The sequence below is a fragment of the Pseudoalteromonas luteoviolacea genome (assembly GCF_000814765.1).
Taxonomy (GTDB): Bacteria; Pseudomonadota; Gammaproteobacteria; order Enterobacterales; family Alteromonadaceae; genus Pseudoalteromonas; species Pseudoalteromonas luteoviolacea_H.
This window is the reverse complement of sequence record NZ_JWIC01000004.1, coordinates 266476-281214: the sequence shown is the minus strand read 5'-3', so window position 1 is coordinate 281214 and position 14739 is coordinate 266476. Positions and strand designations below refer to the sequence as shown.

At 43.3% G+C, this 14739-nt stretch carries 15 protein-coding genes and 1 pseudogene; 4 read left to right on the top strand and 12 right to left on the bottom strand.

Going from position 1 to position 14739, the window contains the following annotated elements:
* Window positions 1-14: 14 nt before the first annotated feature.
* From JF50_RS04355 to argC, 7 genes and pseudogenes are all read right to left on the bottom strand, one after another.
* Complete coding sequence (locus JF50_RS04355) at window positions 15-473, bottom strand: hypothetical protein (RefSeq protein ID WP_152614457.1); 459 nt, start codon at window positions 471-473, stop codon at window positions 15-17.
* Window positions 474-529: 56 nt separating this feature from the next.
* Window positions 530-697, bottom strand: a complete 168-nt coding sequence (locus JF50_RS27110) for a hypothetical protein (RefSeq protein WP_160290450.1) — start codon at window positions 695-697, stop codon at window positions 530-532.
* 474 nt (window positions 698-1171) lie between these two features.
* Window positions 1172-2533: pseudogene (gene argH, locus JF50_RS04350) on the bottom strand (argininosuccinate lyase); the annotation flags it as partial.
* 24 nt (window positions 2534-2557) lie between these two features.
* Window positions 2558-3769, bottom strand: coding sequence for an argininosuccinate synthase (locus JF50_RS04345; protein WP_039608275.1), 1212 nt, complete (start codon window positions 3767-3769; stop codon window positions 2558-2560).
* Window positions 3770-3782: 13 nt separating this feature from the next.
* Window positions 3783-4700 carry an ornithine carbamoyltransferase gene (locus JF50_RS04340; protein ID WP_039608274.1) on the bottom strand — a complete coding sequence of 306 codons (918 nt, stop codon included), beginning with the start codon at window positions 4698-4700 and terminating at the stop codon, window positions 3783-3785.
* 8 nt (window positions 4701-4708) lie between these two features.
* Window positions 4709-5497: an acetylglutamate kinase gene (argB, locus tag JF50_RS04335; RefSeq protein WP_039608273.1), complete on the bottom strand. Its 789-nt coding sequence runs from the start codon at window positions 5495-5497 to the stop codon at window positions 4709-4711.
* Complete coding sequence (gene argC / locus JF50_RS04330; RefSeq protein ID WP_039608272.1) at window positions 5494-6501, bottom strand: N-acetyl-gamma-glutamyl-phosphate reductase; 1008 nt, start codon at window positions 6499-6501, stop codon at window positions 5494-5496. The genes argB and argC overlap by 4 nt, the downstream gene beginning before the upstream one ends.
* Window positions 6502-6668: 167 nt before the next feature.
* On the opposite strand from argC, the gene argE reads away from it, so the two are divergent.
* Entirely contained in the window at window positions 6669-7847 is a 1179-nt protein-coding gene (argE, locus tag JF50_RS04325) for an acetylornithine deacetylase (protein ID WP_039608271.1), read from the top strand.
* A gap of 15 nt (window positions 7848-7862) precedes the next feature.
* Here the strand turns inward: argE and JF50_RS04320 are convergent, their stop codons facing one another.
* From JF50_RS04320 to JF50_RS04310, 3 genes are all read right to left on the bottom strand, one after another.
* Window positions 7863-8558 carry a DUF3581 family protein gene (locus JF50_RS04320; protein ID WP_039608270.1) on the bottom strand — a complete coding sequence of 232 codons (696 nt, stop codon included), beginning with the start codon at window positions 8556-8558 and terminating at the stop codon, window positions 7863-7865.
* A 186-nt stretch (window positions 8559-8744) separates the two neighbouring features.
* Window positions 8745-9383, bottom strand: coding sequence for a cytochrome b/b6 domain-containing protein (locus JF50_RS04315; protein ID WP_039608269.1), 639 nt, complete (start codon window positions 9381-9383; stop codon window positions 8745-8747).
* Window positions 9384-9553: 170 nt separating this feature from the next.
* Window positions 9554-10708, bottom strand: coding sequence for an iron-containing alcohol dehydrogenase (locus JF50_RS04310; protein ID WP_039608268.1), 1155 nt, complete (start codon window positions 10706-10708; stop codon window positions 9554-9556).
* Window positions 10709-10721: 13 nt separating this feature from the next.
* On the opposite strand from JF50_RS04310, the gene JF50_RS04305 reads away from it, so the two are divergent.
* The 3 genes from JF50_RS04305 (at window position 10722) to JF50_RS04295 (ending at window position 12719) form a co-directional block, all read left to right on the top strand.
* Window positions 10722-11723 carry a LysR family transcriptional regulator gene (locus JF50_RS04305; protein ID WP_235423396.1) on the top strand — a complete coding sequence of 334 codons (1002 nt, stop codon included), beginning with the start codon at window positions 10722-10724 and terminating at the stop codon, window positions 11721-11723.
* A 73-nt stretch (window positions 11724-11796) separates the two neighbouring features.
* Window positions 11797-12279 carry a glutathione peroxidase gene (locus JF50_RS04300; RefSeq protein ID WP_039608267.1) on the top strand — a complete coding sequence of 161 codons (483 nt, stop codon included), beginning with the start codon at window positions 11797-11799 and terminating at the stop codon, window positions 12277-12279.
* Window positions 12276-12719 (top strand): MarR family winged helix-turn-helix transcriptional regulator, encoded by a 444-nt coding sequence (locus tag JF50_RS04295; protein ID WP_039608266.1) that lies wholly within the window; start codon window positions 12276-12278, stop codon window positions 12717-12719. The genes JF50_RS04300 and JF50_RS04295 overlap by 4 nt, the downstream gene beginning before the upstream one ends.
* A 22-nt stretch (window positions 12720-12741) precedes the next feature.
* Here JF50_RS04295 and gltX read toward each other — a convergent pair whose 3' ends face one another.
* Both gltX and JF50_RS04285 read right to left on the bottom strand, forming a co-directional pair.
* Complete coding sequence (gene gltX, locus JF50_RS04290) at window positions 12742-14229, bottom strand: glutamate--tRNA ligase (RefSeq protein WP_039608265.1); 1488 nt, start codon at window positions 14227-14229, stop codon at window positions 12742-12744.
* Window positions 14230-14319: 90 nt separating this feature from the next.
* Window positions 14320-14685, bottom strand: a complete 366-nt coding sequence (locus tag JF50_RS04285; RefSeq protein ID WP_039608264.1) for a glutaredoxin family protein — start codon at window positions 14683-14685, stop codon at window positions 14320-14322.
* Window positions 14686-14739 lie beyond the last annotated feature (54 nt).

Sequence of the window (14739 nt, the reverse complement as noted above, 5' to 3'; positions counted from 1 at the left end):
GTGATAGCAGCAAACTAAGCAGTCGCCTTTGTATTCAAAAGTTTTCGTGACAACAATTGCAAGCCTATAAAATCACGATTCAGTATCACAGCGCTAACCATGATTAAATCGACAATATTAACGGTTGAAGAATAAAAGTACCATAAAGCCCAGGGTTCATAATTGCCTAATAAATACGAATCAGTAAACATTGCTAGGAATAACAGCGCATTTATGGTCAGGCCTATGCAGCAATATGTATAGCAAGGTTGGCGAGCAGCCTGTTGAAATAGAAAGTGCCTTGCTATGATGAGTATAAACAACGTGAGTAGATCATAAGCCAGCAGCACCCCAAAATCTATGGCCTCAAAATTTACTGGCATGGTCAAGTCACTCAGACTATAAGAGATAGCCAAAATAGTTGCACATGCTAATGCCTGCACATTTTTATTCACGGCCAGTATGTAAAAAGACACATGCAGTAAACTGGCCATAAAAAAGCCCCAAATCACAAGGGCCCCAATACTTAATCCGAAGTAATCAAATGCCATTATCTACGTTGAGTATATGAAAAGCGCTTTTTAGGATAATTGCCGCTACCACGCCCACCAGATACCACCTTTAAAATTTCGAGAGATGTAATCACATTACCAGATTTTGTCTTTGTTTTTCCAGCATTTTTAGATGAATCAAAGTGTTTGATATTAAAGTTAAACATTGCTTTCCCTCTTTATGAATTTTTTCATTTCAGCTGACACAACAATATTCAGCAGCTAAAACTCTAGAAGTCATATTTAAGCAACAAGCAGGCCAAATCAAAACAAAAATAAAACAAAAAATTTACCAAACCTTTAAAAGAACAATAATTAACCTATTGATTTATCAGTAAACGAGCTAAAAATTGTTATTTTAACAATTAAAAATTACTAAATTTCATATCAGTTAACAACAAATGCGATGATCTACTTAGGAAGCGAAAAAACAAAAAGAACTTTAATGTCATAAACTTAAAAAACTATAGATTAGTTCTTTCAGTGTTAGCGCGTGTAAATCGTTGAGAAAGAGGGAAGTTATGGGAACAAATGCAGATTATATGACACAATAAAGAAAATAAAATGTTAATTAAAAATAACAGAGTGAAGCTGTGTAATAACTTCACTCGAGTAACTTATGTATTTTAATCTGCGATAGATTGCTTAAATGTATTGATTGCTTCACGCACTTGCGGCAAAGATGTGCCACCCAATGCTTGCCTTGCGGCAATACAGGCGGCAATTTCTAACCGCGGATAGACATCACTGTCAATTTTTGGACATACCAGTTTCAATTCATCCAACGCCAGTTCTTCTAAATTCTTGCCCTGCTCAATGGCGATTTGCACCAATTGTCCAACAATGTGATGCCCTTCTCTAAAGGGAACACCTTTAGCGACAAGGTAATCTGCAAGTTCAGTTGCATTAGCGTGTCCGCCTTGCGCAGCCTTTAAGGTCCTTTCTGCATTGACTTTCACCCCTTTAATACAAGACTCCGCCATATGAATACATGCGATCCACGTTGGTAGGGCATCAAACAGACCTTCTTTATCTTCTTGCATATCTTTGTTATAGGCCAAAGGAAGTGCTTTGAGTGTCATCATCATGGCACTAAATGCGCCAAACACACGCCCCGTTTTTCCGCGAATTAACTCCAGTGCATCTGGATTTTTCTTCTGCGGCATTAAGGATGAGCCCGACGTCACGTTATCTGCCAATTCAATAAAACCTGACTCACCACTGTTATAAAAGATCATATCTTCAGCAAGACGCGACAAATGCATCATTGAAATAGAAGCACAACTCAGTAGCTCTACCACAAAATCTCTATCAGATACGGCATCTAAGCTATTTCGCGTAGCACGGTCAAAACCGAGCTGCTCTGCCAAACGTTCTCTATCAACTGGGTACGCAGTCCCTGCTAATGCACCTGAACCAAGCGGACATTCATTAAGGCGTTCAATTGCACCGTTCAAACGTGAAACATCGCGAGTCAGCATCTCAACATACGCCATACACCAATGACTGAAGAGCACAGGCTGCGCGCGCTGTAAATGTGTATAGCCAGGTAAAATGGTCTCAAACTCCCGTTCAGCTAGCTGCACCAACGCACCTTGCAAAGACTTTAGTGCAACCACAATCTGCTGTGCAGTCTGGCGAGACCATAGCCGAAAGTCCGTAGCAACTTGATCATTTCGGCTACGACCTGTATGCAATTTTTTACCTAAATCGCCTACTTTTTCTATCAGTTTAGCTTCAACATACGAGTGAATATCTTCATAGCCACTGCTTGCTATCTCAACACCATTCGCTTGAGACTCATCAAGCAGCGAGTGCAACGCATCAACCAATTGCTTGCACTCCTCACGAGTCAAAACAGCAACTTGCTCAAGTGCACCTGCCCATGCGATAGAACCGACGATATCTTGCTCAACCAACTGGTAGTCAAAAGGTAATGAATCATTAAACTGCTTAAACGCTTGATCAGGGCCTGTAGAAAAGCGCCCACCCCATAATGCCATAATGTATAACTCCTTTTGCGCCAACTAAGACTGCTTTTGCTTATTCAAAGCCGCAATTCGACTCGACAGCGAGAACAGACGAATAAAGCCCTCAGCATGAGATTGATCATAAACATCATCTTCACCAAAGGTGGCAAAATCTTCGCTATATAAGCTGTTCACTGACTGCTTTTGTACAGCGACCACTTGCCCTTTATATAGCTTCAATACCACTTCACCCGTCGCATTACCAGCCAACGCCTGAGCCGCGGCTAAAATGGAGTCTTTCAGTGGCGTAAACCAACGGCCATCGTAGACTAAATGAGAAAACTCGCTGGCATATGTTTCTTTCCACTTACGACTTGATTTATCGAGTACTAATTCATCGATCGCTTGCAATGCTGCCATGATCACCGTGCCACCCGGTGTTTCATAACAGCCGCGAGATTTCATACCTACGAGACGATTTTCCACGATATCAACACGGCCCACCCCATGTTTAGCAGCAATTTGGTTTAGGGTTACTAGACATTGATAAGGACTGTACCGCTCACCATTGACCGCGACAACTTTACCCTGTTCGACTAACACTGAGACAAATTCAGGCTGCTCAGGCGCTTGCTCAGGCGCTGTTGTCCAAGTCCAAACCTGATCGCTCGGCTGATTCCAAGGATCTTCAAGCTCACCACCCTCATGAGAGATGTGCCAAATATTGGCATCTCGACTGTATATTTTTGTGGCCGATGCAGCACAGGGAATATCTCTTTGAGCAAGGTAATCAAGCAGCGACTCTCGGCTCGATAGTGTCCACTCACGCCAAGGGGCAATCACTTTTAAATCAGGCGCTAACGCAGCAAAACAAGATTCAAAGCGAACCTGATCATTACCTTTACCTGTGCACCCATGCGATAACGCATCAGCCCCCACTTTACGGGCTACTTCCACCTGAGCTTTGGCAATGATAGGACGCGCCATCGAAGTCCCAAGTAAATAGGTGCCTTCATAAATAGCACCGGTTTGCAAAGTTGGGTAAATATAATCACTCACCAACTCTTCTTTTAAGTCAACGACATAGCATTCACTGGCTCCTGAGGCGATGGCTTTTTCTTCTACACCAGCCAGCTCTTCTTCACCTTGACCTACGTCTGCGACGAACGCGACCACTTCGCAACCGTAATTTTCTTTTAACCATGGCACGATTGCAGACGTATCCAAACCGCCAGAATACGCCAGTACAACCTTCTTTACTTCACTCATTTTCTCTACCCTTTTAATATTGCTTGTTTAACAAGGTCACCAGTAGCGCATTCTGGGCATGCATCCGGTTTTCAGCTTGTTGAATAATCTTTGAATTTTCACCATCCATTACCGCAGAAGTAATTTCGTACTCTCTGTGTGCAGGCTGGCAATGTAAAACGGTTTGTGCACCTGTTTGTTTTAACAGTTCACTATTAATTTGATATGGCATAAACGTGTCTTTTGCTTGCTCCAATGACACATTACTGCCCATCGAAACCCACGTATCTGTATACAGTACATTTGCGCCTGCTGCCGCTTCAACTCGATCACTGATCAAAATGCTGGCCCCGTTCACCGCAGCCATCTGCTCCGCCTGCTTAACAATTTGCGCATCTGGTGAATGACCTTTAGGACACACTGCAACAAAGTCGGTGCCTAAACTAGCAGCTAATAACATCAGAGAATGAGTCACGTTATTTCCCTCACCCAAATAGGCCAATTTTAATCCACTCACATCGCCATATACTTCTTGCAATGTCATAAAATCAGCCAATGCCTGACATGGGTGATAGAGATCACACAAACTATTCACCACAGGAACAGTGGCATATTCAGCAAGCGTTGACAGCGTGCTATGTTGATTAACACGTGCGACAATACCATCAGCCCAAGTGGAAATATTCAACGCAAAATCTTTTACCGATTCGCGGCTGCCCATTGCACCATTTTGTTGATCTAGGTAAACCGCATGGCCACCGAGCTTGTTGATCCCGATATCAAATGATAAACGCGTTCGTAAGCTTGGTTTTTCGAATAAAGTGACTATCGATTTTCCAGCCAAAGCCTGTGAAAAATCCTGTGGTTGCGCTTTAATCTGATGCGCAAGATTAAACAGTTTTAAAAGTCCAGTTTGGTCGAGCTCCAAGCCCGTGATGAATGACTGAGTCATGGTATATCCTAAGGTAAAATTTTGGTTCCAACATGGTCGCCTCTTAATAAGGCAATTAAATTTTCTGGCTTTTGCCAACTAGAGATATAAACACCACGTCGTAAATGTTGGGCAGCGTGAAGACTGGTCTTAACTTTGACCTCCATCCCGCCCACAATCACCTTCTGTTGTATCAAGCTCTCAATTTGCTCTGCATTTAACGAGTGCAAAGGCTGTTTTTGTGCATCTAATACCGCTTCTACATCGGTCATAAATACCAACTCAGCGCCAATATTCTGAGCAATCTCCGCAGCAGCCTCATCCGCATTGATGTTATACAGACCGCCGTCTTGACCTATTCCAACTGAGCTCACTAGAGGTATGCGCCCAAGCGCCAACAGATTTTCCAAAAGACCGAGCCCCTCTTCGGCAACGCATGTACCGACCTGCCCGAGCGCCTTGAGCTTTTGCTTAGCTAGAAAACCCGCCTCGTACAAACACGTGCCAACAGGCTGAAGTCCCGCAACAATGGCTTGTGACATAAGCTGTTTGTTAGCGCACCCCGCCAAAGCGCCGACTATGTATGGCAATTGCTCTTTGGGGCTTATCCGCAAACCTTGATGTTTAGCAGTGGCAAAGCCAGCATCTTCTAGCCAGCGATCAACTAATGCGCCACCGCCATGAACCAGTACAAACTGCTTGTCTTGCTCTTTGCTTAACTCGTGTAAAACCTGAAATAGCGAAAGCGCGGCTTGTTCGGTATTGAGCACCGCACCACCCACTTTGATCACCCAAGTTTGTTTTGCTACTTGATTCATCCTTTTAACCCCAAAGTAGGTGAAAACTCACTAACAATATTCATACATTGAAGTGCTTGGCCCGCTGCGCCTTTCAGTAAATTATCAATTGCGACAACCACGATTAACTGCTGATCTTGTTGTTGCCAGCCTATATCTACAAACGGGGTATTTGCCGCTCCTTTAATCGATGGCATGTTTTCGCCTTTGAGACGAATAAGGGGTTCATCCGCAAGGCATTGATAAGCCGCTTCAACCTCATGAGGTGTCACGCCTTCTTTTAACTGCACGTAGATAGTTTCCAAGATCCCACGTGCAAAATTGCCTAAATGTGGTGTAAATAGAACTGGGTGATCCAGATACTGAGTGATTTCGGGGCCATGACGATGGTTAAATAAACCATAAGGAGATAAAGACACTTCACAAAAATGCGTAGCCAAAGAGGCTTTTCTGCCCGCCCCTGTAACACCGGAAACCGCATTGATAATAATAGGTAATTCAGTGAGTAACCCTGCGTTTTTAAGTGGTTTTAATGCATTTAACGCTGCGGTTGGATAACACCCAGCAACAGCAACCAACTGCGCATCTTTAATCGCAGTAGAGTACCACTCGGCCAAGCCATATTGAGCTTCGTCTAGCAATGCTTGATGTGGATGTTCAAATCCATAAAATGCTTGGTATTGAGAGGCATCAGCTAGGCGAAAGCCCCCTGACAAGTCAAAAACTTTTAACCCTAATTCGAGAAATTTAGGGGCCAGAGATACACTTACTTTATGGTCAGTGCAAAGGCAAACGTAATCCGACTGCGCAGCAATTTGAGCGAATGCTTGCTCTGTGAGGGGTGATAACTCGATATCCAGTAAACCGCTATGTTCCGGATACAAAGAACTCAACAACTTACCTTTGTCCAAACTTTGTTCAGAAACGTAACAACTAATCAAATTAAATTCAGGATGATTTGCTAGTAATTTGGCTAATTCTGCACCACTATATCCACTGGCGCCGATAATAGAAACATTTAACATCGATAACTCTTTCTTAGTTAGTTGATTGGGGAGTCACACTTGCTATAGATGTCATGTTCTTCGCATCGCCACCCCTAAAATAATTATTCTTTAAAAATGAATTGATATTCATACTAAACACATATAAATTTTTATGCAACATCTTTGAATAAATATTTTGGAGTATTATGTCTGTGCCTGATTTTCTCGACATGTATAAAACCCTCATTGCCAAGCCGTCAATTAGCGCCATTGACGAGACGTTAGATCAGAGTAACAAGGACGTTATCGACGCGCTCGCCAACTGGTGTCGCGATCTCGGCTTTGACGTTGAGATCACCGAACTCACACATGCGCCCGGGAAATATAATTTACTGGCCCGCAGAGAGCCGCTTGATAGCAGTGAAAATCATGGCGGGTTAATGCTTGCAGGTCATACAGATACAGTGCCTTTTGACGATGCCAGATGGACTTCAGATCCCTTTGAGTTAACTGAGAAGGACAATAAGCTGTTTGGGCTTGGTAGTATTGATATGAAAGGTTTTTTTGCATTTGTGATCGACGCCATATCACAGCTAGATCACAAGTACCAAAGTGAACCATTGATGATCCTCGCCACGGCAGATGAGGAGACCACAATGGCAGGTGCGCAACAAGTTGCCCAGCACACTTCCCTCAAACCGAAATACTGTGTGATCGGAGAACCCACTGACATGGTGCCTGTATTTACACACAAAGGGCATATGAGCAGTGCTATTCGTGTTACAGGACGTTCGGGGCATAGTTCAGATCCCGATAGAGGGTTAAATGCCATCGAAGTCATGCAGCAAGCGATCACAAGATTGTTACATTTAAAAGAAGAGTTAAAGAATAAATATTCAATTGAGCATTTCGCTGTACCGCACCCAACTTTGAACCTAGGCCATATTCACGGTGGCGACAATGCCAATCGCATTTGCGGATGCTGCGAACTGCATATTGATATTCGACCGCTACCTGGACTGAGTATCATTGAACTGGAGCAGATGCTACTCAATGCACTCAAGCCTATTAATGAACAATTTCCTGGTAGTGTCGATGTCATCGCGCTTCACGACCCTATCCCCGCTTTTAGTGGACGCACAGATTCAGGGCTCGTGAAGCTTGCAGAAAAGCTCTCAAAGCAAAAGGCCATTGCAGTAAATTACTGTACCGAAGCGCCCTTTTTACAACAGTTGGGCTGTGAAACCATTGTCATGGGCCCAGGTTCAATTAATCAAGCCCACCAGCCCGACGAGCACTTAGATATGAATAAAATCACACCAAGCCAAAAAGTGATTTTGGATTTAATCAAAAAATGTTGCTTTAACAAAGAAAAAGCCAGCTAATTGCTGGCTCTTTACTTACTTTAATGTGACTTTTCGCTCATTGTAATAGGCAATCAAATCATCGATTGCCTGCTGGCAGTATGCTTTAATACCAGATACCAGCATGTGCTTTTCACCAAAGCCCACTTTTTCACCATTACTTAATAGTTCAAAGCGAAGAATAATCTTGCCACGTTTACCTTCATAGCTGAACTCTGGCGTTGCAGCTTCCAGTGTGATCTCTTCAATGTCCAATGTATCCAAATGAATTGACATAGACTCATAGATAACCATAGGGCGGGCTGGGTTTATCATCACTTCTTGCTGACCCATTAACGGAATGATCACATGTGGGAAAGCTTTACCAGAAAAGGCGACATAGTTCTTAATTAAACTTTCTACGAGTTGAGTGCACTGCTTGCTTTGGCCTGAACGCTTCACTGACAACATGGTTTTGCCATTTGAAATGATGTCAAACTCATCACTGCCTTCAGGAAACTCTAACACTGATGTTTCATCCACCATACCAGCAAAGGTAAAGTGCATGTTTTCACTCACACCATACTTATCAAGGACCAATGAAAACAGTAAGTCACCAGGAACACAAAACTTCTTTGCATCAATATCGTGCAAAGGGTTAAAGTCATCAGCGACTTGCTTTGCAAATTGACTGCCTTGTTCACGGTTGATCACGAGTTTATTGGTTTCTTGTTGGTAATAAGGTGTAAGCATAGTTAACTTCTTTCTTGCATGAAAATCGCGCTATATTAGCAGAAAATAAGCATAGAGAGGTCATATCTCTATGCTATATGTTGTAACTTTTGATGTCGCCAGCACTTTTTATGCATGCTACAAAACACGTTATGAGGACAGGCTCACCAAGAGATTGTCATAGCAAGACGAACGATAATACTAAAACTACAATAGCGCGCTCAGTGGCTCAGCTCCCCATAAGATCAAAATACCACTCGCAACCAGAATAAAAATAACGTACGCCCATAAACCGTTTTTTATGGTCGGAGCGTTATCTGATGACCTCATTTTACCAGTCAGTAATGTGCTCAGTAAATTAATGCCCTTAATACGATAAAGCCCAATGGCTAGGATATGCACACCGATACCGACGAGCAAAATATCAATATTAATCTTATGAATACTGCCCGCGAGCTCGACCCAATCATAACTGACATAGCGCACTAGCGGTCCATCCATCAAAATGTCATCCGTGGTCATTAACCCGGATATCAGCTGAACAAAGATGACCACAAAGAAAAACAGCACCATCATGCTGCCTGCTGGATTGTGCCCAATATGAGCACGTTTACGCTTAAGTGCTTCAACTACCGATTTTGGACGGTGAAATAATGCTGTCAGTTTTGCTGTGTCACTCCCAAACACACCCCACGCCACTCGTGTGACCATCAAAGCCAATAGCACGTAGCCAGTCACAAAGTGCAGATCCAGCCAGCCTTCGTCTCCTGATACATATAAAACAGCAATGCCTATGACGAGTAGCCAGTGAAACCCGCGAATAAATCCGTCCCACACTTTGATCATAATTGCCCCTATTATTTTTGTGTGATTATAAAGAGTACCTGAGGGGATAAACAAAAACGATGGTTTTGCGTTATAAAACGCAGAAATTTTGCGGCAGGACAAAGGTAAGGGAATAAAAATTACTATTGTGAATAAAGGCGCCGATTTGACGCCCAACTCAGCCTAATCGCTTACAAGCTCGCCATAATGATCTGGCGGCTTTTATCCAATGTAACAGCCTGTTGTTCACCCAGCGCTGTCATACCATGGCGCTCCAATTGAGCCGTGAGCTTATCTACCGCCTCTTCGCCAACGCCATAATCACTTAAACGTGTCTTCATATCAACGCGGTGGAAGAACTGCTCTGTTAATTCAATTGCCGATGCGATTGCTTGCGCTTCATCAGATGTATCGAGCCCTAAAACACGCTCTGCGTATTGTAGTAATTTCACTCGCTTTTGTTCTTTTTGCTCTGACATCATTCTTGGTAAAATAATGGCAAGCGTCTGTGCATGATCCAAACCATACACCGCGGTGATCTCGTGGCCAATCATGTGCGTTGCCCAATCCTGTGGCACGCCCGCACCAATTAATCCATTGAGCGCCATGGTTGCCGACCACATCACATTGGCGCGTACTTTATAATCCACGTCATCTGACAGCAGCTTTGGCCCCTCTTCCATCAACGTCATCAATAAACCTTCAGCAAAGCGATCTTGTACCTTCGCATCAACAGGATACGTCAGGTATTGCTCCATTGTGTGAACAAATGCGTCAACCACGCCATTGGTCAATTGTCTCGTAGGGAGCGTTTCCATTACTTTTGGATCCAGTACTGCAAACTTTGGTTGAACAAGGATTGAAGCAAACGGCAGTTTGTCATGCGTTTCGCTGTTTGACACTACGCTAAAACTGTTTGATTCTGAGCCTGTTGCAGGTAGGGTTAATACCACACCAATTGGCAATGCTGATTTGACTTCTGCGCCTTTACTCAAGATGTCCCAAGGCTCACCTTCAAAGTTGGCAGCCGCAGCGGTGAATTTACTGCCATCAATTACTGAACCGCCACCTACAGCAAGAATATAGTTAAACTCTTCAGCCTTAATTTTTTCCACCGCTTGCATACAAGTCTGGTAAGTTGGGTTAGGCTCTATACCAGCAAACTCGCCCCAGTTCAACTCGCTCAAAGCGGCACTGACTTGCTCATAAATACCATTTTTATGAATGCTGCCTCCGCCATAAACCACCAATACTTTTGCTTCACTGGGGATAGCCTTGGCTATTTCAGCTACCTGTCCTTCACCAAAAAAGATCTCAGTCGGGTTGTAAAAATTAAAGTTAAGCATAACTGCTCCTGCAATGACGGTATATTATTTAATTCAGAGACAGTTTAATGGCATGCTGAACGAAGATCATTATTCAAAAGACAATTCACTTTTGCACACATGCAATAATGAAGTATTATTAACTTTCATATTTGCACAGGTGATACAAGGTATGTGGCAAGGGTTAGATATTTTTTTAGCGGTTGTAGAGCATGGTAGTTTTAGCAAAGCAGCCAATGCTTTGGATGTGTCCACCTCCCATGTTAGCCGTCAAATACAGCAGTTAGAATCTAGGCTGGGCACTGTCCTATTGCAGCGTACGACTCGCAGTATAAAACTGACTGAAGAAGGTCTTGCCTATTCAGCCAAATTGAAAGACATACAACACGCATTATTAGATGCTAACAATGAACTACAAGGTGTCCAGCATACCCCTAAAGGTCCTATCAGAATCACAGGTGCAGGCGACTTCGTTGCAAACCGGGTTGCCCCTGTCATTGTCAATTTTTGCCAACTTTATCCAGAGGTCGACGTGCATCTAGACTTCAATGCACGCAATGTCGATTTAGTCGAAGATGGCTTTGATTTGGCAATTCGTTTTGGCCGCCTGCAAGACTCTAGGCTCATTGCCCGTAAGCTCAGTACACGCTGTATGAAATTACTAGCAAGCCCTGACTATTTGGCAAAAGCGCCTACTTTAGGATCGCCACAAGATTTGCCCCAGCATAATTGTCTTATAGCGATTTCCAATCGTTGGCGATTCCTTGGTGATGAAGGCATCGATGAGATCAAAGTCTCTGGCAATTGGCGGAGTAATAACCCACAAGCAATCCTCCATGCTTGTCGTTCAGGACTTGGGATCGCCCATCTAGCTGAAGACATTGCCGAGCAAAGTCTTGCAAATGGTGAGCTCGTCTCATTACTTGACGATTATCAGGTCAATGACAATGCCAGTTGGCTTGTTTACCCCCGAAAAGACTTAATGCCACTGCGTGTTCGGCTCCTGATCGACTTTTTACTTGCACACATTAAGTGATCTTTTCTATTGCGATCAGCGTAAGTCTAATCTAATATTTAAATCGTGCACGATTAAATCACTGGAGATATAAATGCTTTACGAATTTACAGCCAATACTCTACAAGGCCAAACCTATGACTTTTCAAATTTAAAAGGAAAAGTTGTCCTTGTCGTGAATACGGCGAGTCAATGTGGTTTGACACCGCAATATGAAGGGCTTCAACAGCTTCATAAAGAACTGCACGCTGAAGGGCTTGAGATCATCGGTTTCCCATGTAATCAATTTGGTAAACAAGAACCTGGCAGTGCATCAGAGATCCAACAAGGTTGCTTAATCAATTACGGCGTCGACTTTACCATGATGGAAAAAATTGAAGTCAATGGCGCTCAGGCACATCCGCTTTATCAATATCTCAAATCAGCACTACCAGGGATATTAACCAACAACATCAAGTGGAACTTTACCAAGTTTTTAATTGGCAAAGATGGGCAACCTCTTAAACGTTATGCGCCTACGACGAAGCCTGAAAAAATCAAAGCAGATATCATCAATGCGCTTGGGCACACTTTATGAGCGACAAGCACCCTGAATTGAACTTAGACAATCAGCTTTGTTTTAGCTTATATGCCGCTTCAAGACACATTACACGCTTATATCAGCCCATGCTGAAACAGCATAACTTAACCTATCCACAGTACATTGTACTGCTGATCCTATGGCAGAAAGAGGGCATGTTAGTCAAAGACATTGGGGAGCGAGCACAGCTCAAGAGTAATACGCTAACCCCTTTGCTAAAGAGACTAGAGCAAAATGGATTAGTAACACGTCAAAGGGACAGTGAAGATGAAAGGCAATGTTATGTGTATCTGACTGAGCAAGGTAAAAGCTTAGAGAGTGTATGTGCTTGTATCCCCTCTCAAATGCTAAAACAAACTGAGATGCCGGTAGAAAAACTCATCGAGCTAAAACAACTGCTTGATCAGCTGATGGTCACAGAAGTGCATGGTAAGTAAGACACTTACCATGCATCACAGGTTAGCCGATTGTTGGATACTCTCGGTATGCCTTTTCTAGCTTTTTAGCCTGTTTCTTTGACACGCCGATGTGGTTAAGCGCCACACGTAGACGTGCACGAGAAAGATCTGAGCCCAGTACTTCCATCGCATCCACAACAGATGTTGACGACGTCTTACCGGTGATTGCGACAAAAATCGGCTCCAAGAATTCTTTGATCTTTAATTCATGGAACGTCGCAACACTTTTCGCAATCGCAAAGATCTCAGACTTATTCCAGCTGCGAAGCTTTTCCAATTCCCAAATAAAGAATTGAAGTGCTTGGGTGATCACCGCATCATCTGCTTTACCAGCAGTTAATAACGCTGGGTCATAACTTGGTATGCCACCAACAAAGTGACCAGCAAGGTCGACCAGATCTGATAACGTATTAATACGTGCTTTTGCTTCAGGCAGCACTCGAGCCAGCGTCTGCGCATTGAATTTCCAATCAACAAAGCGCTGGATCAATTCTTCATCAGATAAGTTTTCACGGATCCACAAACCGTTTAACCAGCTTAACTTATCGACATCGAATACCGGTCCACCTAGTGATACACGTTTCATATCAAAATGTTCGATCATCTCAGCCAATGTGAACTTTTCACGCTCATCAGGCATTGACCAGCCCATGCGGCCTAAGTAGTTAAGCACAGCCTCAGGTAAGAAGCCCATTTCTTTGTAATAGTTGATAGAAGTCGGGTTCTTACGCTTTGACAGTTTAGATTTATCTGGGTTGCGTAGTAGAGGTAAGTGACCTAATACAGGCGCTTCCCAACCAAGATCTTCATACAGTTTTAACAGCTTAGGTGCAGAGTTGATCCACTCTTCACCACGGAAAATATGGCTGATCTGCATATGATGATCATCCACGACGTTCGCCATGAAGTAAGTTGGGAAGCCATCCGCTTTCAACAATACTTGCATGTCTACGTTTTCCCAAGGGATCTCAATCTCACCACGAAGGTAATCGTTAAACTTAAACGTGCCTTCCTCTGGAATTGTCATGCGGATAACGTAAGGTTTGCCTGCGTCTAAATTTGCTTGAATTTCTTCTTTGCTTAAACGTAGACCACGACCATCATATTTAGGACGAAGACCTTCAGCCATTTGTTCTTCACGCATTTGATCAAGCTCTTCTGCGGTTGCAAAACAGTAAAACGCTTTGCCTTCTTCAACTAGCTGATGAGCAAACTTTTGATATAACTCTGTGCGCTCTGACTGACGGTATGGACCAAACTCACCGCCTACATCCGGACCGTGGTCCCAGTTAAGACCTAACCAACGTAAGCTATCCATGATAGCCTGCTCTGATTCTGGCGTGCTTCTAACCTGATCGGTATCTTCGATACGCAATACAAATTCACCACCTTGTTGCTTAGCAAAGCAGTAGTTAAATAGCGCTATATAAGCAGTACCTAAATGCGGATCACCTGTCGGAGAGGGCGCAACACGTGTACGGATTGTCATGATATGTCTCTTAAATTCGTTACTTAAAATAATAAATGGAATGCTAGCACAGCCTTAGCATAGGGAAAATAGCTAACATATTGACCGTGCTTAGGCTGAACGTTCTAACCTTTGAAGGTAGTTCACAATATCACTTGACTCATAAAGCCAAGTTACTTGGCCTTGTTCTTCAATTCTCAGGCAAGGTACTTTTACTTTTCCGCCCTGTTCGTGCAACTCTTGACGATAAGTCGCATTGCTTTTTGCATCACGTGTTTCTAGCTTTAAGCCTTCACGTTTTGCTGCGCGTCTCACTTTGACACAAAAAGGGCAAGCCTTAAACTGATATAGCTTCAGGTTTTGCGTGATAGAATCGAGTTGTTGCTGTGCTTGCGCCGAACGCTTTTTACTTCTTGGCGTAAAAACAAAGTCAAATAATAAGATAAGGCGACCAAGCAACCAACGGATCAGTTTCATGAATATTCTCCCAGTCAAAATCGGGGCTAGAATACCACAAAGCTGCACAACTTA